Origin of the sequence: Selenomonas sp. oral taxon 126, assembly GCF_001683335.1 — a bacterium.
Classification (GTDB): Bacteria; Bacillota; Negativicutes; order Selenomonadales; family Selenomonadaceae; genus Centipeda.
The window spans coordinates 1,096,468-1,119,748 of record NZ_CP016201.1 but is presented as its reverse complement, the minus strand read 5'-3'; the positions used below and the strand labels follow the sequence as shown (position 1 = coordinate 1,119,748).

General features: G+C 59.1%; 24 protein-coding genes and 1 tRNA gene. 8 read left to right on the top strand and 17 right to left on the bottom strand.

The genetic code is table 11. The features are described from left to right. Positions 1 to 2 precede the first annotated feature (2 nt). From AXF19_RS04985 to AXF19_RS04970, 4 genes are all read left to right on the top strand, one after another. Positions 3 to 467: a hypothetical protein gene (locus AXF19_RS04985; RefSeq protein WP_066845888.1), complete on the top strand. Its 465-nt coding sequence runs from the start codon at positions 3 to 5 to the stop codon at positions 465 to 467. Positions 468 to 584: 117 nt separating this feature from the next. Then, on the top strand, positions 585 to 1,799 hold the full coding sequence (locus tag AXF19_RS04980) for an ISL3 family transposase (RefSeq protein WP_066845885.1): 1,215 nt from the start codon (positions 585 to 587) through the stop codon (positions 1,797 to 1,799). A 469-nt stretch (positions 1,800 to 2,268) separates the two neighbouring features. Beyond that, complete coding sequence (locus AXF19_RS04975) at positions 2,269 to 2,487, top strand: cation transporter (RefSeq protein WP_066845882.1); 219 nt, start codon at positions 2,269 to 2,271, stop codon at positions 2,485 to 2,487. A gap of 25 nt (positions 2,488 to 2,512) precedes the next feature. Beyond that, positions 2,513 to 4,369: a heavy metal translocating P-type ATPase gene (locus AXF19_RS04970; protein WP_066845879.1), complete on the top strand. Its 1,857-nt coding sequence runs from the start codon at positions 2,513 to 2,515 to the stop codon at positions 4,367 to 4,369. Between the two features lie 340 nt (positions 4,370 to 4,709). Here the strand turns inward: AXF19_RS04970 and nirJ2 are convergent, their stop codons facing one another. From nirJ2 to mtaB, 5 genes are all read right to left on the bottom strand, one after another. Further along, positions 4,710 to 5,903, bottom strand: a complete 1,194-nt coding sequence (gene nirJ2, locus AXF19_RS04965; protein ID WP_172837412.1) for a putative heme d1 biosynthesis radical SAM protein NirJ2 — start codon at positions 5,901 to 5,903, stop codon at positions 4,710 to 4,712. Between the two features lie 8 nt (positions 5,904 to 5,911). Beyond that, positions 5,912 to 7,102: a putative heme d1 biosynthesis radical SAM protein NirJ1 gene (gene nirJ1, locus AXF19_RS04960; protein WP_066845876.1), complete on the bottom strand. Its 1,191-nt coding sequence runs from the start codon at positions 7,100 to 7,102 to the stop codon at positions 5,912 to 5,914. A 36-nt stretch (positions 7,103 to 7,138) separates the two neighbouring features. Then, on the bottom strand, positions 7,139 to 7,771 hold the full coding sequence (locus tag AXF19_RS04955; RefSeq protein ID WP_066845873.1) for a TetR/AcrR family transcriptional regulator: 633 nt from the start codon (positions 7,769 to 7,771) through the stop codon (positions 7,139 to 7,141). 182 nt (positions 7,772 to 7,953) lie between these two features. After that, a tRNA-Arg gene (locus tag AXF19_RS04950) sits at positions 7,954 to 8,031 on the bottom strand. 53 nt (positions 8,032 to 8,084) lie between these two features. Then, positions 8,085 to 9,383, bottom strand: coding sequence for a tRNA (N(6)-L-threonylcarbamoyladenosine(37)-C(2))-methylthiotransferase MtaB (gene mtaB, locus AXF19_RS04945; RefSeq protein ID WP_237141696.1), 1,299 nt, complete (start codon positions 9,381 to 9,383; stop codon positions 8,085 to 8,087). 354 nt (positions 9,384 to 9,737) lie between these two features. Here mtaB and fliD point away from each other — a divergent pair, with 354 nt between their 5' ends. The 4 genes from fliD (at position 9,738) to AXF19_RS14700 (ending at position 11,394) form a co-directional block, all read left to right on the top strand. Beyond that, the gene (gene fliD / locus AXF19_RS04940; RefSeq protein WP_066845863.1) at positions 9,738 to 10,565 is read left to right on the top strand and encodes a flagellar filament capping protein FliD; all 828 of its coding nucleotides are present in this window, start codon (positions 9,738 to 9,740) and stop codon (positions 10,563 to 10,565) included. A gap of 16 nt (positions 10,566 to 10,581) precedes the next feature. Further along, the gene (locus tag AXF19_RS04935; RefSeq protein ID WP_066845859.1) at positions 10,582 to 10,764 is read left to right on the top strand and encodes a YjfB family protein; all 183 of its coding nucleotides are present in this window, start codon (positions 10,582 to 10,584) and stop codon (positions 10,762 to 10,764) included. A 100-nt stretch (positions 10,765 to 10,864) separates the two neighbouring features. After that, positions 10,865 to 11,044 (top strand): hypothetical protein, encoded by a 180-nt coding sequence (locus tag AXF19_RS04930; RefSeq protein ID WP_066845856.1) that lies wholly within the window; start codon positions 10,865 to 10,867, stop codon positions 11,042 to 11,044. Between the two features lie 98 nt (positions 11,045 to 11,142). Beyond that, the gene (locus AXF19_RS14700; protein ID WP_066845853.1) at positions 11,143 to 11,394 is read left to right on the top strand and encodes a hypothetical protein; all 252 of its coding nucleotides are present in this window, start codon (positions 11,143 to 11,145) and stop codon (positions 11,392 to 11,394) included. A 94-nt stretch (positions 11,395 to 11,488) separates the two neighbouring features. On the opposite strand, the gene AXF19_RS04920 is transcribed toward AXF19_RS14700, so the two are convergent. The 12 genes from AXF19_RS04920 to AXF19_RS04865 form a co-directional block, all read right to left on the bottom strand. Next, positions 11,489 to 12,763: a porin gene (locus AXF19_RS04920; RefSeq protein ID WP_066845850.1), complete on the bottom strand. Its 1,275-nt coding sequence runs from the start codon at positions 12,761 to 12,763 to the stop codon at positions 11,489 to 11,491. 254 nt (positions 12,764 to 13,017) lie between these two features. After that, the gene (locus tag AXF19_RS04915; protein ID WP_066845847.1) at positions 13,018 to 13,284 is read right to left on the bottom strand and encodes a type II toxin-antitoxin system RelB/DinJ family antitoxin; all 267 of its coding nucleotides are present in this window, start codon (positions 13,282 to 13,284) and stop codon (positions 13,018 to 13,020) included. A 162-nt stretch (positions 13,285 to 13,446) separates the two neighbouring features. Then, positions 13,447 to 14,238, bottom strand: coding sequence for an ABC transporter ATP-binding protein (locus AXF19_RS04910; RefSeq protein ID WP_066845844.1), 792 nt, complete (start codon positions 14,236 to 14,238; stop codon positions 13,447 to 13,449). Beyond that, on the bottom strand, positions 14,235 to 15,206 hold the full coding sequence (locus AXF19_RS04905; protein ID WP_066845841.1) for a FecCD family ABC transporter permease: 972 nt from the start codon (positions 15,204 to 15,206) through the stop codon (positions 14,235 to 14,237). The genes AXF19_RS04910 and AXF19_RS04905 overlap by 4 nt, the downstream gene beginning before the upstream one ends. Further along, positions 15,203 to 16,132 carry an ABC transporter substrate-binding protein gene (locus AXF19_RS04900; RefSeq protein WP_066850064.1) on the bottom strand — a complete coding sequence of 310 codons (930 nt, stop codon included), beginning with the start codon at positions 16,130 to 16,132 and terminating at the stop codon, positions 15,203 to 15,205. Before AXF19_RS04900 ends, AXF19_RS04905 begins: the two co-directional genes overlap by 4 nt. Before the next feature lie 4 nt (positions 16,133 to 16,136). Further along, entirely contained in the window at positions 16,137 to 16,835 is a 699-nt protein-coding gene (cobI, locus tag AXF19_RS04895) for a precorrin-2 C(20)-methyltransferase (RefSeq protein ID WP_066845837.1), read from the bottom strand. Between the two features lie 212 nt (positions 16,836 to 17,047). Then, on the bottom strand, positions 17,048 to 18,175 hold the full coding sequence (locus AXF19_RS04890) for a sodium ion-translocating decarboxylase subunit beta (protein WP_066845834.1): 1,128 nt from the start codon (positions 18,173 to 18,175) through the stop codon (positions 17,048 to 17,050). A gap of 15 nt (positions 18,176 to 18,190) precedes the next feature. Then, on the bottom strand, positions 18,191 to 18,547 hold the full coding sequence (locus AXF19_RS04885; RefSeq protein WP_066845832.1) for an OadG family protein: 357 nt from the start codon (positions 18,545 to 18,547) through the stop codon (positions 18,191 to 18,193). Positions 18,548 to 18,723: 176 nt separating this feature from the next. After that, positions 18,724 to 19,020: a glutaredoxin gene (locus AXF19_RS04880; RefSeq protein WP_066845829.1), complete on the bottom strand. Its 297-nt coding sequence runs from the start codon at positions 19,018 to 19,020 to the stop codon at positions 18,724 to 18,726. A gap of 164 nt (positions 19,021 to 19,184) precedes the next feature. Beyond that, positions 19,185 to 20,345, bottom strand: coding sequence for a radical SAM family heme chaperone HemW (gene hemW, locus AXF19_RS04875; RefSeq protein ID WP_066845825.1), 1,161 nt, complete (start codon positions 20,343 to 20,345; stop codon positions 19,185 to 19,187). Further along, positions 20,338 to 22,137, bottom strand: coding sequence for a translation elongation factor 4 (lepA, locus tag AXF19_RS04870; RefSeq protein WP_066845822.1), 1,800 nt, complete (start codon positions 22,135 to 22,137; stop codon positions 20,338 to 20,340). The genes hemW and lepA overlap by 8 nt, the downstream gene beginning before the upstream one ends. Before the next feature lie 31 nt (positions 22,138 to 22,168). Next, entirely contained in the window at positions 22,169 to 22,978 is an 810-nt protein-coding gene (locus tag AXF19_RS04865) for a Nif3-like dinuclear metal center hexameric protein (RefSeq protein WP_066845820.1), read from the bottom strand. Between the last annotated feature and the right edge of the window lie 303 nt (positions 22,979 to 23,281).

Here is a 23,281-nt window from a genome sequence, read left to right as displayed (position 1 = left end):
CCGTGACAGAAATTGACGAATATGAGGCAATGCAGGAAGATGAACCTGCTGCGCAGCCAAGCGAATCTCCTGATGAGAAATCACAGACGGAAGAACTGTTGCCGATGCTGCACTATATGTCCAGTGTCCTGGATCAGCTGAAAGAGGCAGCGACCGCCTTGCAGGAAGAACGTGAGAAGCTGCAAACATACGGCTCTAGTCTGAAGGAGATCATCACCGTCCTTTCGGCCGAAGCCGATCACCTTCAGGAAGCGCAGACCGCGACACTCCAAAACGTCGATCGTGGTTGCCGCGATATGTTTGCACTGACGGCGAAGAATTTTGAGCGTATGTCTATGGAGGCACAGAAGTGGCAGAAGAGGCTGCTGCAAAAGCAAACGAACCGCTTTGAGATGATCGGTATGGTTGCCTATGTCATTCCAATCTTGGTGATCCTGGATATACTGGTGCATATCTATTTTCGATAAACTCGATTTCATAAAAAAAGGATGGACGACCGTAATTACGGCTGTCCATCCTTTTTTTCATGGCGACTTTCCGTTATACTGTAACCGACCAAAGTTAAACAGATAGGAGTTATCGCCATGTATGAAAATTTTAACATGTTTTTGTTAAAACTGCCAGAGTCCTGCAAGAAATTTATTGCGGATGACTGCATTGAGTTCCATCTCCCGCGCAAGCATCATCATTGCCCCATCTGCGGATCGCAGGCTACCTATGTTCATGATTACCGAAAGCAGAACTTATGTGGATTCTCGCCGGAAATAAAGTATATCTACAATCGCCGGCGCTATCGCTGCCAAGATTGTGGGAAGGCATTTTCCGAGGACAATTCATTCATTGATCGGTTTCAGCGTATGCCACGCAGCGAAATTGAACACATCATTCAAGAGCATGGTGATCCTGTTCCGTCATCATTCATTGCACACAGGCATGATATTTCTCCCACGACCGTTATACGTCACTTTGCACACGCCGAGAGTGCTGCAAAGGAAAAAGAAGCCGTAAATGAAGAAGCCTTGAGTGCCGTCATCTCGCTTGATGAGTTTCGCGGAAACGCCGGTGCAAAATTTCAAGTCGTGGTCAACGACTTGCAGCATCGCAAATGCTGCGACATCATCGATGATCGCAGCGTGGCGACACTCTATGACAGAATCCGGAGCTACCCGCTTGCGGATCGTGAAAACGTCGTGATGGTCAGCATAGACCTCTCCCCGCTCTTTCGCAAACTTATCGAAGATTGCCTTCCCAATGCCGAAATAGCGGCCGACAAGTTCCACGCCGTCCGTCTCGCCAATGACGCCCTTGACAGCATCCGAAAAGAAGTGCAGACACACCTTGATCCGTCACAGCGAAAGTGGTTTAAGAACTCCCGACGCACGCTGCTCAAGCGGAAACACAAACTTACCCCAACGGAACGTATCAAGCTGTCACAGATGTTTGCGCTTTCCGAAAAGTTAGCCCTTGCCCATGCGTTGAAAGAAGAATACTACAGGCTTTTTGACAGCACCGATCGGGCGACCTATAAGGAACGGCTACGAGAGTTTAAGGAGCACGTTCTTGCTTCCGGTATCGCTCCATTTATGTGCGTCCTGAAGACTTTGGAACAATGGAAAGAAGAAATTTGGAACGGTATTCGTACAGGCTACAACAACGGATTCACGGAAGGATGCAATAATACCATCAAGGTTCTAAAACGTGTCTGCTACGGATTCCGTAACTTTGAGAACTTCCGTCGTCGCATTCTCTATATTCTCAATAACGAAGCACGAAAAAGCCGTCGAACCAAGGTTTCCTAAAACTTTTCTATAATATTTCTCCACAACATTTGACAAAGAGCCGTAATAGTATAGGGCTTGAAACACTCTGCAAAATGTGTTATACTTTGAACACAAAGATATGAAGATGATGTTCCGTCATCTGCACCGCAAAAGCCCCCGCAGATTAGTCACCTGCGGGGGTTTTTCGTGTGCGTTCACGGGTAGTCAGTCCGCTCCAGCACAGCATAGAGAGATACTGCCGCTAACGGATACGGTCGTAGATACACGCAGCTATCAAGCTCGCCACGATACCCACCGCCAAAGATATGAAAATATCCGCCATAATCTGCACCTCCCTCCACCTATCGCTAGATTTTGAGGTGCGACAGCAAATAAATTATACCATAAGAACAAAATTCTTCCCACCCTCTTGACACCTTCTCCATCTTCATTTATACTCAACACATGAATAGTTGTTCATATGTTGTTTAGATGGGAGACGATCATCATGAAAAAGGCATTCAAAATCCGTGAACTCGACTGTGCACACTGCGCGCAGGAGATCGAGGACGCTGCATCGAAGGTTGCAGGCGTGAACAAGGTACGCGTCAACTTCCTCAGCGAACGCATGACGCTCGACGCCGACGACGCACGCTTCGACGAAATCGTCGCAGAGATCAAGAACATCGTCAAGACCATCGAGCCGGACGCCGTGCTCGAAGCGTAACAAAGAAAAAAAGGGGGCAGCAGTCATGACGAAGAAACAGAAGCGGATGCTCATGCGCATCGGCGGCGCGGCAGCGCTCTTCATCCCGGGCATGATCCTAGAGGACAGCACGGTCGGCATCGTGCTGCTCCTCGCCGCATACGCGCTCATCGGCTGGGACATCCTCTGGCGCGCGGCGACGGGCATCCGTCACGGGCGCGTCTTTGACGAGAACTTCCTCATGGCGGTCGCCACCATCGGTGCACTCGCCCTCAGTGACTACTCCGAGGGCGTCGCCGTCATGCTGCTCTACCAGATTGGCGAGTGGTTCCAAGGCTATGCCGTGCAGCGCTCCCGCCGCTCCATCTCGTCCCTCATGGACATCCGCCCCGATACGGCGCGCGTCGTGCGTGACGGTGCCGAGGAGGAGGTCTTCCCCGACGAGGTGGAGGTCGGCGAGACCATCATCGTCCGCCCGGGCGAGCGCGTCCCGCTCGACGGCATCATCACGAAGGGCGACGGTCTGCTCGACACCTCCGCGCTCACGGGTGAGTCCATGCCGCGCGAGACACATGCGGGCGATGAGATCATCAGCGGCTGCATCAACCAGACAGGCGTGCTCGAGGTGCGCGTCACAACCCCCTACGAGGAATCCACTGTCGAGCGTATCCTCTCACTCGTGGAGGAGGCGACGGACAAGAAGGCAACGACTGAGGCGTTCATCACGCGCTTTGCCCGCTGGTACACGCCCGCCGTCGTCATCGGCGCCCTGCTGCTCGCCATCATCCCGCCGCTCGTCACGGGCGATCCCTTCTCCATGTGGATCTACCGCGCGCTCACCTTCCTCGTCATCTCCTGCCCCTGCGCCCTCGTCATCTCCGTGCCCCTCTCCTTCTTCGCCGGCATTGGCGGCGCGAGCCGCGCGGGCATCCTCATCAAGGGCGGCAACTACCTCGAAGCACTCGCGAATGCAGACACCGTCATCTTTGACAAGACGGGCACGCTCACAAAGGGCAGCTTCCACGTCGCGAGCGTCATTCCCGCCGAGGGCTTTGCGGAGGAGGACGTGCTCTTCTACGCGGCAAACGCCGAACGCTACTCCACGCACCCCATCGGTCGATCGATTCTGCGCGCCTTCACGGGCGGCGGCAAGTCCACCGACGACACGGACGTACACGCGATGGAGGAAAATGCGGGACGCGGCATCTCCGCGCACATCAACGGGCATTTCATCCTGCTCGGCACGCATGACCTCCTCACGGCGAAAAAGACCGTCGGCATTCCGCCCATCCCGCACACGGGCGCGGTCTACCTCTCCGTCGACGGACGCTTTGCGGGCGTCGTCCACGTCGCGGACGAGATAAAGGAGGATGCCGCCATCGCTGTCCGAGCACTCAAGGAGCGCGGCATCAGCGAGACCGTCATGCTCACGGGCGACTCGCGCTGGATCGGCACGAGCGTCGGCAAGAGCCTCGGCATCGACACGATCCATGCCGAACTCCTCCCGCAGGATAAGGTCGCGCAGGTCGAGGCACGCCTCGCCGCGAAAAAGGAGGGCAAGACCCTCGCCTACGTCGGCGACGGCATCAATGACGCCCCCGTCCTCGCACGCGCCGATGTCGGCATCGCAATGGGCGCGCTCGGCTCGGATGCGGCAATCGAGGCGGCGGATGTCGTCCTCATGACCGACGAGCCACGAAAGATTGCAACCGCAATCGACATTGCACGCAAGACCATGAGCATCGCGTGGCAGAACATCGTGTTCGCCATTGGTATCAAGGTGGTCGTCCTCGTCCTCGGCGCCATCGGCTGGGCAGGGCTCTGGGCGGCAATCTTCGCCGACGTCGGCGTCACCGTCCTCGCCATCTTCAACGCCATGCGTGCGCTGAGCGTAAAGGAATGACTTGCGTCGCAGCCTCGTATCTGATATAATAAAGACACAAAAAAGAGAACCGTGACAAGACGGCTACCTCTTCACGGGAAACGATTTAACCGCTCCGGTTTCGAAGGCAGGGCGGTTATTTCTTTGTACGCAAACAGGGCTACTGCATGAAGTTTTTCAGCTTCATACAGCAGCCCTGTCTTTCTATCAGAAATATCGTTACGGGCGCCCCTTCCACCGCTTCGCGGTCCCCCTCCCCCGTTTCGACGGGGGAGGCTGGGGTTACGGCATATTAGCTTCCCCCGCCAAAGCGGGGGAAGTGGCGAGCTTGCGAGCCGATAGGGGCGCCCCCGAGAGACCCTTACGCTTCTCCACGCCGCCCGTGATACAGACACCACGGCTCCTCCGCCATGAAGTCGCCGCCGTGGTAGTACGCCGCGCGCGCACGGCAGCCGCCGCACGCCTTCTTGTAGTTGCACGAGCCGCAGCCGCCGCCGTAGTCGAGCGTACGCAGCTCCTTGAACACCTCGTTTTTCGCCCAGATCTCATCAAACGGCGTCTCGCGCACATCACCGAGCTCGCGGTTGAGGTACGCACACGGCTGCACCTTGCCACGCGGACTGATGATGCAGTACGTCAGCCCCGCGAGACAGCCGCGCGTAAAGCGCGTATCCACACCGAGCTGATCGGCAATCCGCAGGAACTGCGGCGCACAGGTCGGCTTCAGCTCGATGTCCACCGTCTCCTGCTTGCGCATAATGCGCGAGAGGACATCCTCATATGCCTCTGCACGTAGCGACTCCTCCTCGATCGTCTCCGCGCGTCCCGTCGGCACGAGGAAGAAGAAATGATGTGCCTTCGCTCCGATCTCCACTGCGAAGTCCGTCATCGCCTCGAGTTCGTGCGCGTTCCAGTCCATCACCGTCGTGTGAATCTGGAACGGCAGCCCGACCTCGCGGCAGTTCATCATGCCGCGTACCGCGCCGTCCCAGCCGCCCGGGAACGAGCGGAACGTATCGTGCTTATTCTTGTCGAGCGAGTCGAGCGAGATGCCCATCCCGCACGCGCCCGCTTCCTTGAGCGCCTTTGCCATCGGCAGGTCAATGAGCGTCCCATTCGTGCCGAACACGGGGATGAGCCCAAGCCCACGCGCATAGGAAACAAGTTCGAGGATATCGGGGCGCGTCAGCGGCTCCCCGCCCGAGAAAATCATGATGCGGAAACCCGCCTTTGCGATCTCGCGCAGCAGCTTCTTTGCCTCCTCGGTGGACAGCTCCTCATCTGCGCGGCAGCCCGCGTCGCGGTAGCAGTGGGCACAGTACATATTGCAGGCGTTCGTCGTGTTCCACGAGATGATCTTCACCCCGCCGCCCGCGACTCCCTTCGGATGCCCCTTCGGCATCCCCGCAGGGTGCCCTCCGGGATGCCCCATGCCGTGCGGATGTCCGCCGGGGTGACCACCCATATGCGCGTGGAGATGTCCTGCACCCGCAGGGTGTCCCGCCGCGTGCGGATGTGTCCCCATCGCGCCCTGTGCGGCATGCGCCGCCTCCATCGGGGCGCTCACAGTGCCGCCCTCGCGACGCCGATCTCCTCATCCGTCAGATAGCAGGACGGATCGGACTCCCAGAAATCCCCCGTCCGTGCCTCGGCACGCGTGCGGAAATTCCCGTTGCACCAGCTGAGATACCGGCATTTCGAGCAGCGCCCCTTGAGCAGCGGCTTGCGATCCTTCAGCCCCGCGAGAATCGGATGCGTCATATCCTGCCAGATATCGCCGAACTTGCGCTCGCGCACATTGCCGAACGTGTGATGCTGCGTGAACTGGTCGGGATGGACATAGCCCAGATGATCGACCTCGCCGAACGCGATCCCCGAGCGGTTGCCGCCGTTCGCGCCGATCAGCTTCTTGATCTGCTCCGCCCCCGCGTCGTTGCCCTCTGCGAGCGCCTTCAGATACATATAGACCCCGTCGCAGTGATTGTCCACCGTCAGGATCTCCTTTTTCAGCCCGCGCGCCTCAAAGTCCTTCGTCCGCGCGATAATCGTGTCCATCGCACGGCGCGACTCCTCCGCCGTCACATCCTCGTCCATCATCTGACCGCCGCGCCCCGAATACACGAGATGGTAGAAGCAGACGCGGTTGATCCCCTTCTCCTCGATGAAGTCAAAGATCTTGTCCAGCTCCATGATATTGTGGTGGTTGATCGTAAATCTGAGACCCACGCGCTGCCCCACAGCGACGCAGTTCTCGATGCCCTCCATCGCACGCTGATACGCCCCCTCGACCCCACGGAACATATCGTTCACATCCGCAAGCCCGTCGAGCGAGATGCCGACATAGCCGACACCGAGATCCTTGATGCGCTGCGCCACCTCACGCGTGATGAGCGTCCCGTTCGTCGAGAGCGTCGGGCGCACACCGAGATCCCGCGCATACTCCGCCAGCTCGAAGAAATCGGGGCGGATCAGCGGCTCGCCGCCCGAGAACAGCAGCACGGGCACACGGAACTCGGCAAGCCCGTCGATGAAGCGCTTTGCCTCCTCCGTCGTCAGCTCGCCCTCGTACTTTTGCCCATCTGACTCCATATAGCAGTGACGGCAGCGCAGATTGCACGTGCGCGTCGAGTTCCATACCACGACAGGCCCCATGCCCTCCGCCGCGCCGCTCTTCATGCGGTGCGCGTTGTGCCCGTAGCGCAGCGCGTCGCCGTAGTACTCATCCATAAAAAGAAGTTTCGTAACGCTGATCATCCAGAGCTCCTAAATACACAAATACATAGTTGAAAATTACGCGATCTCCCCATCCCGCCTGCGGATGCCGTCGAGCAGGAGGCGCGTCTTGAGCGCAATATTCTCCTGATAGGTCAAATCAAGGTGGCTAAACGCCGCCGCCTGATAGAGCGAGTGGAACATCTCCGCAATCAGATCGACAGGCACATCGCAGCGGATCTCGCCCGCCTCCTGCCCCTCGCGGATGATGTCCGTGAACACCTGCTTGATCTGCGGTGTCATGCGGCTGCTCGCCGGCCTCGCCGCGTGCGGATGCGGTGGCGCCCCCTCGCCGCCCGGATGCCCCCCGTGGTGCGAGCCCGAGAGAAAGAGCGGCATCACAAAGCGGTTCTCATCGAGGAACTTTGCCGTCACACGCGCGCCGAGTTCCAACAGTTCGAGCGACGTACGCTCTGCCGCACGCGCCTCCGCGAGCGCCATGCGGATCATCTCGCTCAGGCGTTCGAGCAGAGAGAACAGCAGATCCTCCTTCGAGTTGAAATAATTGTAGAACGTCCCAATCCCGAGATCGGCGGTGCTCATGATATCCGCAACGGACGTGTCCTTGTAGCCCTTCTTCGAGAACTCGCTGACCGCTGCCTCCAAAATCGTGCGGCGCGATTGCAGCTTCTTGCGTTCCCGGCGGCCCATCTTCTCCTCCAAAAGAACTTCACCCTTTCTTTCGTCATACAAGACTATTATAGCGAAAAATAACGGATTTGAAAAGAGAAAAATGAACGCCGTTCATATTTTCATTCTCAGTGGCTTATTGAGAATGAAAGAATTTTGGACAACAAAAAAACGCCGACCTCAGTCGACGTTATATCCATAAGTGGTGACCCAGGAGGGATTCGAACCCCCGACCCTTTGATTCGTAGTCAAATACTCTAATCCAGCTGAGCTACTGAGTCACGTGTCTCACGACTTGATTATAATAGCAGATACAGGCGGCGCTGTCAAGCATTTATTTCGAAACAAGCTCCCCCCACACGCCATCGCGATAGAGATGCGTGAGGCGCACGGGCGCAATCTCCCCGCGCGTGACGGGCGCATCCGTATAGACGCGGATATACGTCTCCGTCAGCCCGTCCGTCACGCCGTCCTCCGACGTCTCAAAGAGCACATCCACATCCGAGCCGAGCGCCGCGCGGTGATATTCCTCCGCCAGCGCATCCGCGAGCGCCTGCATCCGCGCCGCACGCTCCTTGCGCACCATCGGCGGCACCTGATCCGAACGCCGCGCCGCAGGTGTTCCCGTTCGCGGCGAGTACGGGAAGACGTGCATCCGCGCAAAGCCCATCTGACGCACGAAGTCCAAGCCAGCTGCGAAATCCGCCTCCGTCTCACCCGGGAACCCCACAATGATATCCGTCGAGATTGCAACGCCCGGCACCGCCGCCCGCACCTCCTCCAAGAGGCGGGCAAACGCCGCCGTATCATAGTGACGGTTCATCGCGCGCAGCACGTTATCGCTCCCCGCCTGCAACGGCAGATGCAGATGCGCGGCAAAGCGCGGCTCCGTGCGCATGAGCTCGAGCAGATCCGCCGACAACTCCACCGACTCGAGCGAGCCGAGACGCAGGCGCCGCAGCCCCTCCTCCGCGAGCACCGTGCGGCACGCATCCGCGAGCGTCGGATGCCCCGCGAGATCAATCCCATATGCACCGAGGTGAATCCCCGTCAGTACCACCTCGCGAAAGCCCGCCCCCGTCAAGAGGCGCATCTCGCGCGCCACCGCCGAGAGTTTGCGTGACTTCACGGGGCCGCGCGCATAGGGAATGATGCAGAACGTGCAGAAATTCTGGCAGCCATCCTCGATCTTCAGAAACGCGCGCGTGCGGTGCGGCATGGAGTGCAGCGGGATGTCCTCGAAGACGCGCGCCTGCATGATATCCGTGATCGTCCCGATTGCGCCTGTATCCGCGCGCAGCGCCTCCTCCACATAGTCCACGATGCGCGCGCGCTCCTTCGTCCCGATCACCACGCGCACCCCCTCGAGCGCGCGAATCTCCTCGGGTGCGACCTGCGCATAGCAGCCCGTCACCGCAATGCAGGCGGCGGGATTCGTGCGCGCTGCGCGGCGGATCAGCTGGCGCGACTTGCGGTCGCTCAGATGCGTCACCGAGCACGTATTGATGACATAGACCTCCGCCCGCTCCTCGAACGGCACGACCTCATAGCCGCGCGCACGGAACAGCCCCTCCATCGTCTCCGTCTCGAACTGATTCACCTTGCAGCCGAGCGTCATAAATGCAGCCCTCAAGCCGCACCTCCTAACCTACTTATTATGAGCATTTTGCGAAAGGTATACCCCTATGAGCGAACCCTAGTGGAGCAAGCGGAGAAAAGCGTTCGACTCGCCCCCTGCGGATTTCTTTCGTTCAAGCGTAGCGCGTTTAAGAAGTCCGCAGGTATTTAGGCGAACGAGAACGCGACCGCTTGCGTAACTAAGCGTTCGCGGTAGGGGTATACCACAAGCACAATGTCGGATTTTCCTATTGTATCACAGCTCATCAAATTTTTCTCTCGAAACTAATGACATTTCCGTAAAATACGATATAATATACATAGGAAATTGTGCCTATACCTAGCCATGACCACGGAAGGGGGAACATACATGGCAACCATATCGCAGATGACCGGCGCAGCCCGTACCATCTACAGTTCGCTCTACGCAAACAACTCGCGCATGGACGCAACCGCTGCACTCTTTGGCGATCAGCAGACACGCAAACGCGGATCGAGCCTCTACTCCGCGCAGTATCGCGGCAGAGAGTCAAGCGCGCAAGAACTGCGCTCCATCATGGACATCGCGAATCAGGCGGCAAGCCTTCGCAAGACCTATGCCGAGACCAGCTCCAAGTTCTACGCCGAGTATGACTCGAACATGAAGGATCTCCGCAAAGCGGCCGGCAAAGTCAGCGGCACGGACTTCCAGCTGGACAAGTCCGACATCAAGACCAACGCCGACGGCTCGAAGACCTACAGCGACCGCCTCAAGAACGCCATCAGCAACGTCAAGGATCTCGTCAATGAGTACAACGAGACCAGCGACTTCCTGCGCGAGAACAAGAGCCTCGGTAAGGGCGTGCAGCAGCTCACAACGGAGTTCTCCGACACCACCTACAAAACCGATTCCTATGCCAAGATGGGCATCACCGTCGATGCCAAGACAGGCAAGATGAGCGTGAACGAGAGCCGCCTTGCTCGTGCCCTCACCGACTCCCCTGCACAGTCCGAGGCAATCCTCGGCAAGGGAGGCCTTGCAGGACGCGCCGACCGCCACGCACAGTATGCGCAGATGTCCCGCAGCCACGTCATACCCTCGATGGAGCAGGCGATCGGCAGCCAACTGAACTACGCAGCGAACATGCTCAACGGCAGATCCCTGCCCACCATGCAGCGTTACTCGAACATACTGAACCTCTTCAGTATCTACGTCTAAGAGAGAAGGGACAACAATGGACTATATGGATGTTGCACAGATGTCTGTTAGTATGCACCAGGCACAGGCATCACAGCAGCTCGGCATCGCCGTCGCAAAGCTCGCGATGGACTCCGGCAAGGACGCCCTCGAACTCATCGAGGAGACCACCGCCAGTCTCGACCCGAACCTCGGAAACAGCGTCGATATTTACGCGTGAATATGGAAAAGCTCTCCTCCTCACGGCATATGAGGGGGAGCTTTTTCTTGATTTTCGATACAAAAGGAACTATAATGAGCATACGGAGGAGGGATTTACCATGGCGACGAAAAGCATTCTGAAGAACGTCAACATCCGAGGAAGGCGGCGTGTCCACGATTTTGTGAACGCCTTGGAACGCTCCATCGAACAGCCCGAAAAGGAAGTCCTCCTGCAGCGCCCCGTAGTGGAGATTCATGCAGACCGAATCAAATCTTTTCTAAGAGATTATGAGCGATAAAGGTATCACGCTATGATGGGCTAAAAAGTAAATCTATCTGAACTACTGTCCGGAACGGAGGATGCAGAGCAGCTGCATCGTATCCTTTCGGATTTTTCATGTCCACCCATGGATACGACGCGCTGATCCGAGGAGAGGAACTTCTGAAGATTGCCTGTGATACTGTGCGGGAGGCACAACGCATCACGGGAGGTCGGCTCGTCTACCTGGAGTGCGAAGACGTGCCCTCTCTCATACGCTTCTACGAAGAAAACGGATTCTCATCATTCGGTACGCGAGAGTTGGACGGAGACGAAAAGGACGCATTCTCCGGCAAACATCTCATTCAGATGGTGAAATATCTGAAGTAAATCGTGCATTCCGATTCGAGCATAGTAAAATCCCCCTCCATACGGAGGGGGATTTCGTTATGCGGCGAGTGCCGCAGTGTGTGACGAGAGTCTCTTAGAACTGGAACTCAACGCGACCGAAGAGCTTGGAGACCTTGTCGTCCGCAGACTTCTCGATGGTCTTACCCTTGAAGTACTTCGCGGACAGAATGACATTCTTCCACATCGTGTAGCTCGTGCCGAGCTCGATGCCCTTCGTGCCATAGAGTGCGCCATCATCCGTCGGAGCATAGGATGCACCACCGAGGTGACGATAGGAAAGGTATGCGCCCCACGAACCCTTGTCCGCAGCATCTGCACCCTTATACTCGAGCGAGACCTGACCGGATTTCTTGGACTTTGAGGCATCGCTATTGTAAGCATACGCACCCGTCAGAGCAACATTCTTATCGAAGTGATAGCCGCCATTGATCTCCCAAACGTTTGCCTGCTTCTTGTCGGTCTTCAGCGCAGGACGATCTTCACCCGTAGGATCGGAAAGGTCATCTGAACCGAGGCGATGATAGCTTGCGCCGACCACAAGACCGCCGTTCTCATAGTGGAGACCGACACCCTGATAGTTCGGCGTATCGCTTACATCGTCAAACTTTGCACGACCAGCCTGAATCGTTGCCTTAACGGCATTGCCAAAGCTGACCTCTGCGCCCGAGAACTCACGATCGAGGACGATCGCGCCCGGAGCCTGATAGCCCTCATCGGAGGTAAGCTCCATCTTGCCGAGCTTCACCGTGAAGTTGTCATAGTCACCCTGTGCCCATGCACGCTTGAGCGTGACAGAGCCATTCGTGTCACCCTTGTCCTTGCCTGCGTCGTCATGCTTCATGCTCGTCGAAGCATCGAGACGTGCGTTCACATGCCAATGGTTGTTGACCTCTGCGCTCGGCTCGAGACGGAAGACAACATTGTCCTTGTTCTCGCGCTTCTCACCCTCATGGCGCTCGCTCGTGTAGGTGTACTCGAGTTTGCCCTTCCACTGCACCATATCGGCATGCTTCTCGAGGTTCGAGACGCGAACACCGAGGTTGTTGAGCTCATCAGCGAACTCAGCAGCGAGGCGGTCGACGAGCGCACGATCCGAAACGGGCATGTTTTCCTTCGCCATTGCCTTTGCAACCATCTGCGCCATCTCATAACGTGTGATGTTGCGGTCGCCGCGATAGGTGCCGTCGCCATAGCCCTCAACGATGCCATCAGCAGCGAGCTGCGTCACAGCATCATATGCCCAGTGATCACGGGGCACATCGGAGAACGGGTTCGCCGCAGCGAACGTCGTGCTTGCTGCACCGACAACGAGAGCCGTTGCAAGTGCGGATACGAGAGTCTTCTTCATGAGAAACTCCTCCTTCTGTAAAACAGAAACATCTGATTTCCAATGGAGAGACCTCGCAAAAGTGTCCATGTTTCCTTTTCGCGATGTATTCTCTTCCCTTGGAACGATTTCATCATAGCACGTCACAGTGTAAATTGCAATACCCAATCGTCAAAAAACTTTATAGCAGGTTATAATTCTCGGCTTATGTTTGTTCATGTGAGAGTAAGAAGGAGGTGCTGTCATCTGTCGCGCATTGGAAAGGACACGATTCCTTAACTATTATGATCAACCTCATGCACTGTGCCGCCCGTTGCTTCCATCTGCGCAATGGACGCCCTCAGGCGTTCCATATTCTCGGGACTATAGAACGGATCGCTGCGCTCTGCCGAGATCTCGAACGGGATCTTACGCTCGCGCACTGCCGTCTTTGCAAAAACGCAGAACGCTGTCGTCATCGTCATCCCGATCTCGGAGCAGAATTCGTCGAACTGTCGCTTGAGGTCTGCATCCATACGAATGCTCACACTTGCCTGTGCCATGTTCTCACCGCCTTTCTGTTTTATTACATTGTATGAAAATATTTGTGCGTTGTCAATTTATTTTGGTGCAAAAAAGAACGGATGCAAATTTTCTGCATCCGTTCATGGCGCCCCTTCCACCGCAAGCGGTCCCCCTCCCCCGTTGCGACGGGGGAGGCAATCCTACTCCCCCACAAGTGCAACAGGCGAGGGGACGCGGGTGCCGCGGCTGTTGGTAAAGATCTCGACCTCTACCCCGAACACATCGGCGATGCGTTCCTCGGTGAGCACTTCGGCGGGTGTCCCCGTCGCACGGACGCGCCCGCTCTCTACGAGGACGATGTCGTCGGCGTATTGCATGGCGTGCGCCATGTCGTGCAGCACCATAAGGATGGTCATGCCATGTATACGGTTGAGCTGTGAGATGATCTCCATGACGCGCAGCTGATGCGCGACGTCGAGGTAGGTGGTCGGCTCGTCGAGCAGGAGGAGGCGCGGGCGCTGGCTGAGCGCCATGGCGAGAAAGACGCGCTGCCGCTCGCCGCCCGAAAGGGTATGCACCTCGCGCTCTGCAAACGCGGAGACGTGCGCGGTCTCCATCGCCCACGCGATTGCCTCGCGATCCTCCGCACTTGCACTCGTCTGAAGCAGCCCTGCATGGGCAAAGCGTCCGTATGTCACAAGCTGCTCCACGGTCAGCCCCTGCGCCGCCGCGCGCTCCTGCGGCAGGATGGCGCGCACGCGTGCGAGCTCCTTTTCCGAAAAACTATTCAGTGCACGCCCGTCGAGCATAATCTCGCCCGTATAGCGGCGATTCAGTCCCGCAAGTGCGCGCAGGAGGGTGGTCTTGCCCGCACCGTTCGGGCCGATGATGGCTGTGCGCCGCCCCGCCTTGATGTCTACGTTCAGACCGTGCAGGATTTCCTTGCCCGCAATCTTCACGCACAGATTGCGGGTGCTCATCCCGGCACTCATAGCTGCCTCCTGAGGAGATAGAGGAAGAATGGTGCGCCGACGACCGCCATGATGATGCCGACGGGCAGCTCAAGAGGTGCAAAGAGTAGCCGTGCCGCCGTGTCGCTGAGCGTGACGACGGCGATGCCGAGGAGCGCCGCCGCCGGCAGGAGGAAGCGGTAGTCCGCGCCGATCATGAGGCGTGCGGCGTGCGGGACGATGAGTCCGACAAAGCCGAGCAGCCCCACGACGGAGACGGCGCTCGCGGCGAGGAGCGCGGCAACCGCCGTGAGGAGGATGCGCGTGCGCTCGACGGCGAGTCCGATGCCGCGCGCCATGTCGTCACCGAGCTGTAGGATGTTGAGCCGCTGTGCCGCCATCAGTGCGAGCAGACCTGCAACAATCGTATAGGGCAGCAACAGATCCACATGCGGCCAGCTGCGCGCAGAGAGTCCGCCGACCATCCACATCAGCGCGCTGTGCACGCGGTCGCTGTAGAGGATCATCATTGCGGAGATGCCCGCGCCGAGGAATGCCGACACCGCGACGCCCGCGAGGATGATGCGCGTCGGGCGGATGCCGTCACGCCACGCGAGGATGTAGATGAGCAGCGCGGCGAGCATCGCCCCGCCGAACGCGGCGGGCGTGATGAGCCACGCCGCGCTCGGCAGCATGAGCATGATGAAGATGCCCGCAAGTCCCGCGCCCGAGGAGATACCGATGATATGCGGGTCGGCGAGCGGGTTGCGCAGGATCGCCTGCAGGATTGCGCCCGAGAGGGAGAGGTTGATCCCGACGAGCGCGGCGACAATCGTGCGCGGCAGACGGATGTTCCAGAGGATCTGCGCGTGCGCCGTGTCCTGCGCCCCGCCAAGGATGCCAATGATCTCCGCAAGCGGGATGTCAACCGAGCCCTTTGCCGCCGAGAGCATCATCGAGAATACCGCGAGAGCAGCAAAGAGGACGAGCAGTGCTATCCGCTTTTTCATGGATAGACGAGCCTCGCCATATATTTGACCGCCTCGGGGTATTCGATGCCCGGGCTGAACAGGAACATCTCCTGCGGCAGGTAGTAGACGCGCCCGTCACGGATCGCCGCAACGCTCTGCCATGCGGGGCTCTCGGCGAACATCGCCTCCATCGAATCGCGGATCTCCACCTCCTCGCCCATGCTCGTAACGAAGATGATGTCGGGGTTCTGCGCGACGAGCGTCTCCATGCTGTAGGGGGCGGCGTCGGGGTTCTTGTCGAGGGCGGTCATGCCGCTCGCCGTATTCTCCCAGCCGAGCATGTTTGCAATGCTGCCTGCGATGCTGCCGTCGAGCTGGACGGAGAGTCCCTGTCCCGTGCTGTGGATGATCGCGATGCGCTTCTTGTCCGAGGGAATCGAGGCGCGTACGGCGGCGATGTCCGCGTCCATTTTTGCCGTGAGCTCCTCCCCCTTTGCCGTTTCGCCCGTGAGCGCGGCAAAGATGCCGATCTCGCGCTTCACGTCATCGTAGGTCTTCATGTCGAGGACGAGCGTCTTGACGTAGTTTGCCGCAAGGGTCTCGACGAGTTTTTCGTTCATGCCCTTGTTGAGGATGACGAGGTCAGGTTTCAGCTCGAGGATCTTCTCCGCGTCGATCTGGTAGACGCGCCCGATGCGTGCGACATCCTTCGCCTCGGGCGGGATTTTCGACTTGGACTCGGGGCGGCCGACGACCGTGCCGCCGACGGCATAGAGTGGCTCGAGGAAGGAGGCGGAGGTGACGACGATGCGCTCCGGCTTCTTGTCGAAGTTGACCGTGCGCCCATTATCATCCGTGATCGTCGCATAGCTGCCCTGCGCGGACTGCTCTGCGGCAGGTGCGCCACATGCCGTGAGGACGAGGGAGAGTGCCGTGAGAAGGGCGGCTGCCCATGCTTTCCGCATCATGTCAGCTCCTCCGCGTGAGGATGGTCGAGAGGTAGTTCAGCTTCTCATCGGCGTGTGCCTCAAGGTCGTGGATGATGCGCTCGTCGTCGAGTCCGACGCGGCTGACCAGCACCGCCTCCTTCGTCATGTTGTTGCGGCGCAGGAGGTCGATGATCTCTGCGGAGTTGTGGTAGACCTTCATGACGACGGCACTGCTCGCGACCGCCATAACCTCCTCGAGACGCTGCGCATCCGCCGTGCCCGGGATGATGGCGAGGATGTCGTTGCCCTCCACAATTGGTCTGCCGACGCGGCTGCCGATGGCGGCAAAGGCGGGGATGCCGGGGATGGTGACGATGTCCACGTCCTCATGCTCGAGAAGGCGGAAAACATAGATGTAGGTGCTGTAAAACATGGGGTCGCCGAGTGTGAGGAAGGCGACGTTCCTGCCCGCGTTCAGCAGGGCGAGAATCTCCGCCTTGTTCGCCTCCCATGCGCCCGTGTCGTCTGCGAAGTCCTTGACCATTGGAAACACTTGGTAGACGATCTCGATGTCCTCTTTGAGGTAGGGACGTGCGATCTCGAGGGCGACGCTGCCCTCCTTCTTCTCGGTCTTGGGGGCGATGAGGACGTCCGCCGCCTCGATTGCCTTGATTGCCTTGACAGTGAGCAGTTCGGGGTCGCCGGGGCCGACGCCGATGCCGTAAAATGTTCCGCGCATAAAATCTTCCTTCCGTTGTAAAAATGTTGAAATGATTTCGCGCAGGTGGAAGAACAGCGCGAACGAAAAATCCCCCCTCATAGTACATACGAAGGAGGATTTTGTCAAATGCTGTGCTATGGTCGAGATGCGCTTTTCAATCAAGCGCCCCTTCCACCACGCTGCGCGTGGTTCCCCTCCCCCGTTTCGACGGGGGAGGCTAAATGTCGTATTTACATCAGCATTGCGAGCATCGTACCTGCCGCGACCGCCGTGCCGATAACACCGGCGACGTTCGGTCCCATGGCGTGCATGAGGAGGTAGTTGCCCGGCTTTGCCTTGATGCCGACGATCTGGCTGACGCGCGCCGCCATCGGAACGGCGGAGACGCCCGCAGAGCCGATGAGCGGGTTGACCTTCCAGCCCGTCGCGCGGCACATGATCTTGCCGAGGACGACGCCCGCAGCCGTGCCAAAGATGAACGCGACGAGGCCGAGGCAGATGATGAGAATGGTCTCCTTGACGAGGAAGCTCTCCGCACTCATTGTGAGACCCGTGCCAAGCGCGAGGAAGATCGTGACCGTGTTGATGAGCGCGTTCTGCGCCGTATCGGAGAGACGATCCGTCACACCGCTCTCACGGAAGAGGTTGCCGAGCATGAGCATGCCGAGCAGTGCCGTGATGGACGGGAGCAGCAGACTGATGAAGATGGTGGAGACGATCGGGAACGCGATGCGCTCGAACTTCGTGACCTCGCGCGCCTGCTCCATGATGACCTCACGCTCCTTCTTCGAGGTGAGGAGCTGCATGACGGGCGGCTGGATGAGCGGCACGAGCGCCATGTAGGTATATGCCGCAACAGCGATTGCGCCCAAGAGATGCGGCGCCATCTTCGTGGCGAGGTAGATCGAGGTCGGGCCGTCCGCACCGCCGATGATGCCGATGGATCCTGCCTCCTGCGCCGTAAAGCCGAGGAGCATCGCGCCGAGGAGGGCGATGAACACGCCGAACTGTGCCGCCGCGCCCATGAGGAGACTCGACGGACGCGCAATCAGAGGACCGAAGTCGGTCATTGCGCCGACGCCAAGGAAGATGAGCGGTGGGAAGATCTCGTATTTGATACCCATGCCGATGGCGGACATGACGCCCGGCTCCTCAAAGCCGTTGAACGGGATGTTCGCGAGGATACAGCCGAATGCAATCGGGCTGAGGAGCAGTGGCTCGAAGTCGCGTGCAAACGCGAGATAGAGCAGGACGAGACCGACGATGATCATGATGACGTTGCCGCCGGTCATGCCAATGAATCCGCTCCCCTCGACAACGGCCTGCAGGGAGACGGTAAATGCGTTGATAAAATCCATAGTCTCGTTCCCTCCTTAGCGCGCGGTACGCATGCCGCTTGCGCGGCCGAAGTTGCGCCATGCGGGCTGCTCGGCGGGACGGATCGCGTGGATCTGCTCGGCGCTGTAGCCACAGGCGGTAACGGCTGCTGCAATGACGGCAACGGTCTCGGTGGACAGCCCCGCAGGAACTGCGGGAGCGGCAGGAGCTGCCGGTGCAGGCGCGGGAGCGGGACGGGCAGGTGCCGCTGCAGGCGGCTCTGCCTTCTTCTTCGTCGGATCGAGTCTGTGGGTCAATTCGATAAGACCCCAGATCGCAGTCAGAACCGCGAAGACGATGACCATGTTGATGAACATGATGACAAATGGATTGTCGGTTACGGGTTGATGCATAAACTCACCTCATCTTGTTTTTCCCCTCACGAACGTCACAGCGCTACCCGTACACGGTGGCGTTCCTGAGGATCTTTATGTATATTGTGAAAATAGCACATTCGTTATTATGCGGGATTTCAGACAATTTTACAAGATTTATTTTCGTTTTTTCTCATGCAACTTTTTCATATTTTTCATGAGTTGTGCGTTTTCTCACATGCTGCATCGAATGCGTGCTTTACCTCGGCGTAGATCTTGTCGTAGCTCTGTCCCGGCTGCGCCTCGTAGAGCTTCTCGCCGTCCATGAAGATGCTCGGCACGTAGTAGTACTGCCCCGCAAACGGCTGCGTCTTCTCTGGTTCGCGGTTCTCGTCGATGAAGTCAACCGTTACGCCCTCATAGCCGCCCTCGGCGCGCAGTGCATCCATCGCGCGGTGTGCGTTCGCGCAGTAGGGGCAGCCCGCCATCTCGATCATGGTCAATGTTTTCATGGTTTTTCTCCTTTGTGTGGAAGTGAATAGGAATACCAGAGGCATTCCCCCGTCGGTCAAAGCGCCCCCTCCACCGCTTACGCGGTTCCCCTCCCCCGTCTCGGACGGGGGAGGCTAAGGCGTCGGTACAGACCTATCATATCACAAATTTATCGTTAATGGAATCATTTCTCCTGCAAAAATGCGGCAAAGACTTCGTTGCCCAGCTTCATACCCGCTGCCGTAAGGGCGATATGCCCCTGCGCGCGGCACAGCAGCTTGTGGCCGATCTGCTGTTCAATCACAGAGCTATAAACATCATCAATGTTCACGCCAAATGTGCGGCAAAAATCAGCCTCATCAATCCCCTCTGCTGTGCGCAGGGCGAGGAAGGCGTACTCCTCCATCGCGTTCGTCGCTGTGCGCTCCGCATCCTCGGGCGTGCGGACATTTTCCCCCGCATGGATGGCGCGGATGTAGCGGCGTGCGTCCGTCTCATTCCCCCAACGTACGCCGTCGATGTATCCGTGCGCCGCCGCGCCGACGCCGAGGTAGGGCACATTCTGCCAGTAGCCGAGATTGTGGCGGCTCTCATAGCCTGCGCGTGCAAAGTTCGAGATCTCATAGCGGCGATAGCCGTGCGCGGGCAGCTCCGCCATCAGATAGTCGTACATCTCCTCCGCCGCATCCTCGTCGGGCAGCGCGAGCCGCCCCGCCGCCTCTGCCGCCGCAAACGGTGTCCCCTCCTCGACAATGAGCCCGTAGACGGAGATGTGTTCGGGTGCGAGGGCAAGTGCCTCGTTGACGCTCCGCCTGAGATCGGCAAGAGTCTGCGTGGGCAGCGCGTACATGAGGTCGAGGCTGATGTTGTCAAACCCCGCCGCGCGTGCCGCGCGGACTGCCGCGCGCGCCTCCTCTGCCGTGTGGATGCGCCCGATGGCGCACAGGAGGCGGTCGTCAAAGCTCTGCACGCCGAGGCTGAGGCGGTTCGCGCCCGCCACTCTGAGCTGCGCGAGATATTCCTCGTCCACCGTGCCCGGGTTCGCCTCTACCGTGCATTCAAGGGGCTCCCCCGCCGCCTCACGGATGGTAGCGAGGATCTGCGTGAGGAGCGCGGCGGGCAGTGCGGTCGGCGTGCCGCCGCCGAGGTAGACGGTCGTGACATCGCCCCAACGCGCGCGAAGCGGCAGCGCCTCGCGCAGAATCTCCGCCCGCAGCGCCGCCGCATAGTCCTCCATCTCCACTGACGCAGACGTTCCGACGGCAGAGGAAACAAAGTCGCAGTATGCACATTTTTTCACGCAGTAGGGGATGTGGGCATAGATGCCCCACCCTTTTTTACTCATCAATTTTCAGCACCGCCATAAACGCCTCCTGCGGGAGCTCGACGCTGCCGACCGCCTTCATGCGTTTCTTGCCCTCCTTCTGCTTTTCGAGCAGCTTGCGCTTGCGCGTGATATCGCCGCCGTAGCATTTCGCGAGCACGTCCTTGCGGCGCGCGCGCACGTTCTCGCGCGCGATGATCTTGCTGCCGATTGCCGCCTGTATCGGGATCTCGAACATCTGCTGCGGGATGATGCCCTTGAGCTTGACGGCGAGCTGGCGGCCGCGCGCAACGGCGCGGTCGCGGTGGACGATGGTCGAGAGCGCGTCCACGGGATCACCATTGAGGAGGATGTCGAGCTTCACGAGGTTCGAGGTTTGGTAGTCGATCAGCTCGTAGTCGAGGGAGGCGTAGCCGCGCGTTGCGGATTTCAGCCGGTCGAAGTAGTCGTAGAGGATCTCGTTCAGTGGGATGTGATAGATGACCATGACGCGCGCCGCATCGAGGTAGTCCATCGTCTGAAATACGCCGCGCTTTTCCTGCGAGATCTCCATGACCGCACCGACGTAGTCCTTCGGCACGATGACGGTCGCCTTGACACACGGCTCCTCGATGTGGTCGATCTCGGTCGTCGGCGGCAGGTCGGCGGGGTTGCTGACCTCCACCATCGTGCCGTCGGTGCGGTGGACGTGGTAGACGACGGACGGCGCCGTCATGATGAGCCCGAGGTTGTACTCGCGCTCGAGGCGCTCCTGTATGACATCCATGTGGAGGAGTCCGAGGAATCCGCAGCGGAAGCCGAAGCCGAGCGCGATGGAGGTCTCCGGCTCGAATACGAGCGCGGCATCGTTGAGCTGGAGTTTTTCGAGTGCCTCGCGGAGGTTGTCGTAGTCCTTGCTGTCCTCGGGGTAGAGTCCGCAGAAGACCATCGGCGTGACGCCGCGATAGCCGGGCAGCGCCTCGGCGGCGGGATTCTCTGCCGTCGTTACGGTGTCGCCGACGCGCACGTCGCGCACATCCTTCAGCGCACCCGCGATGAAGCCGACCTCACCCGTGCCTAGCGCGCCCGTATCAACGGGCTGCGGACGGAAGCAGCCGACATCCGTGACCTCGAAGGTCTTGCCCGTCGCCATGAGCTTCAGCTTCATGCCCTTTTTGATCGTGCCCTCCTTGACGCGCACATTTGCGATCACACCCTTGTACGGGTCGAAATAGGAGTCGAAAATGAGTGCGCGCAGTGGCGCACTCGGGTCGCCCTCGGGTGGCGGGACGAACGCGACAACGGCGTCAAGCACTTCCTTGATGCCGAGTCCCGTCTTTGCCGAGGCGAGGACGGCGGCGCTCGTGTCGAGTCCGATGGTGTCTTCAATTTCATGCTTCACGCGGTCGGGTTCGGCGCTCGGCAGGTCGATCTTGTTGATGACGGGGACGATCTCGAGGTCGTGTTCGAGCGCAAGGTAGACGTTCGCAAGGGTCTGTGCCTCCACGCCCTGTGCCGCGTCGACAACGAGAAGCGCGCCCTCGCATGCGGCAAGGCTGCGCGAGACCTCATAGTTGAAGTCGACGTGTCCCGGTGTATCGATGAGGTTCAGCTCGTACATCTCGCCGTCCTCGCCGCGATAGTCAAGGCGTACCGTCTGTGCCTTGATGGTGATGCCGCGCTCGCGCTCGAGATCCATGCTGTCGAGCACCTGCGCCTCCATCTCGCGCTCGCTGAGTGTGCCCGTGTACTCGATGAGGCGGTCGGCGATGGTGGATTTGCCGTGGTCGATGTGGGCGATGATGGAAAAATTGCGGATATGCTTCTGATCCATTGTGTCTCCCCTTCCCCTTTCATGTTTTCTTCTATATTATTACATCGAACACGTCGCGCTGCGTGTTTGTGACAAAAATCTCAATCTCTCCGCGTTCGGATGCGAGTTCCGTGCGTAATTGTTCGGCGAGGACAGGCAGGACAGGCACCTCCGTGCCGAAGTGTCCCGCGTCGATGATGTGCATGCCCTGCTCCACGGCGCGCTGCGCGTCATGGTACTTCACGTCGCCCGTGACGTAGACATCTGCGCCAAGCCGCACAGCGTTGTCGATGAACTCCGCACCCGCGCCCCCGCAGACGGCAACGCGGCGCACGGGGCGCGCGGCAGCAGCAGCGAGGCGCACATGGCTGACGCTGAGTCGTTCCTTCACCGCGCGGGCAAAGTCCTCAATCGCCATCGGCGCGGGAAGCGTTCCCATGCGGCCAAGGCTCTCCGTGACCCCCTCCTCCTGACTCGTGATGACGAAGGAGGAGAGCTTCTCGAGTCCGAGATGCGCGGCGAGCACGTCGTTCACGCCGCCGCGCGCAACGTCGAGGTTCGTATGCGCTGCCGCGACGGCGATGCCGTGCGTGAGGAGGGCGGCGAGGCGTTTTCCAAGCGGGAGGTCGGTGCGCAGCTGCTTGATGCCGCGAAAGATCGCGGGATGGTGCGCAACGATCATGTCCGCCCCGCGCGCAATGGCTTCCTCGGTGATGCGGTCATCGACATCGAGCGCGACAAGGATGCGTCCGACCTTCTGCGCGTAGCTGCCGACGAGCAAACCGGGGTTGTCCCAGTCCTCGGCGAGGCGGCGCGGCGCAATGCGCTCAAGCGCGTTCATGATGAGCTGACAGCTGAGCATGGGTGTCTCCTTTATCGTGTATTGTTGGCTAAAAGCATATTGGCTTTCCTTCGTCCAAAGCGCCCCTTCCACCGCAAGCGGTCCCCCTCCCCCCGCTTCGGCGGGGGAGGCTGAGATTACGGTATATTAGCTTCCCCCGTCCGCGACGGGGGAAGTGGCGAACACAGTGAGCCGATAGGGGCGCCGGTGGCTTACACGACTTTCTTACGATAGAAAACGCACTCCGCCCAAAGCGCCCCTTCCACCGCAAGCGGTCCCCCTCCCCCGCTTCGGCGGGGGAGGCTGAGATTACGGTATATTAGC

Bases quoted from the DNA above. Each gene is read 5' to 3' on its own strand.
- AXF19_RS04885 (WP_066845832.1), bottom strand. From the start codon at position 18,547: ATGCATCAACCCGTAACCGACAATCCATTTGTCATCATGTTCATCAAC.
- AXF19_RS04865 (WP_066845820.1), bottom strand. From the start codon at position 22,978: ATGCTCAGCTGTCAGCTCATCATGAACGCGCTTGAGCGCATTGCGCCG.
- cobI (WP_066845837.1), bottom strand. From the start codon at position 16,835: ATGCGCGGAACATTTTACGGCATCGGCGTCGGCCCCGGCGACCCCGAA.
- AXF19_RS04920 (WP_066845850.1), bottom strand. From the start codon at position 12,763: ATGAAGAAGACTCTCGTATCCGCACTTGCAACGGCTCTCGTTGTCGGT.
- AXF19_RS04955 (WP_066845873.1), bottom strand. From the start codon at position 7,771: ATGGGCCGCCGGGAACGCAAGAAGCTGCAATCGCGCCGCACGATTTTG.
- AXF19_RS04975 (WP_066845882.1), top strand. From the start codon at position 2,269: ATGAAAAAGGCATTCAAAATCCGTGAACTCGACTGTGCACACTGCGCG.
- AXF19_RS04980 (WP_066845885.1), top strand. From the start codon at position 585: ATGTATGAAAATTTTAACATGTTTTTGTTAAAACTGCCAGAGTCCTGC.
- hemW (WP_066845825.1), bottom strand. From the start codon at position 20,345: ATGAGTAAAAAAGGGTGGGGCATCTATGCCCACATCCCCTACTGCGTG.
- AXF19_RS04900 (WP_066850064.1), bottom strand. From the start codon at position 16,132: ATGCGGAAAGCATGGGCAGCCGCCCTTCTCACGGCACTCTCCCTCGTC.
- AXF19_RS14700 (WP_066845853.1), top strand. From the start codon at position 11,143: ATGTCCACCCATGGATACGACGCGCTGATCCGAGGAGAGGAACTTCTG.
- fliD (WP_066845863.1), top strand. From the start codon at position 9,738: ATGGCAACCATATCGCAGATGACCGGCGCAGCCCGTACCATCTACAGT.
- AXF19_RS04910 (WP_066845844.1), bottom strand. From the start codon at position 14,238: ATGAGTGCCGGGATGAGCACCCGCAATCTGTGCGTGAAGATTGCGGGC.
- AXF19_RS04935 (WP_066845859.1), top strand. From the start codon at position 10,582: ATGGACTATATGGATGTTGCACAGATGTCTGTTAGTATGCACCAGGCA.
- AXF19_RS04880 (WP_066845829.1), bottom strand. From the start codon at position 19,020: ATGAAAACATTGACCATGATCGAGATGGCGGGCTGCCCCTACTGCGCG.
- AXF19_RS04915 (WP_066845847.1), bottom strand. From the start codon at position 13,284: ATGGCACAGGCAAGTGTGAGCATTCGTATGGATGCAGACCTCAAGCGA.
- lepA (WP_066845822.1), bottom strand. From the start codon at position 22,137: ATGGATCAGAAGCATATCCGCAATTTTTCCATCATCGCCCACATCGAC.
- nirJ1 (WP_066845876.1), bottom strand. From the start codon at position 7,102: ATGATCAGCGTTACGAAACTTCTTTTTATGGATGAGTACTACGGCGAC.
- AXF19_RS04905 (WP_066845841.1), bottom strand. From the start codon at position 15,206: ATGAAAAAGCGGATAGCACTGCTCGTCCTCTTTGCTGCTCTCGCGGTA.
- AXF19_RS04930 (WP_066845856.1), top strand. From the start codon at position 10,865: ATGGCGACGAAAAGCATTCTGAAGAACGTCAACATCCGAGGAAGGCGG.
- AXF19_RS04970 (WP_066845879.1), top strand. From the start codon at position 2,513: ATGACGAAGAAACAGAAGCGGATGCTCATGCGCATCGGCGGCGCGGCA.
- nirJ2 (WP_172837412.1), bottom strand. From the start codon at position 5,903: ATGGAGGCGGCGCATGCCGCACAGGGCGCGATGGGGACACATCCGCAC.
- AXF19_RS04890 (WP_066845834.1), bottom strand. From the start codon at position 18,175: ATGGATTTTATCAACGCATTTACCGTCTCCCTGCAGGCCGTTGTCGAG.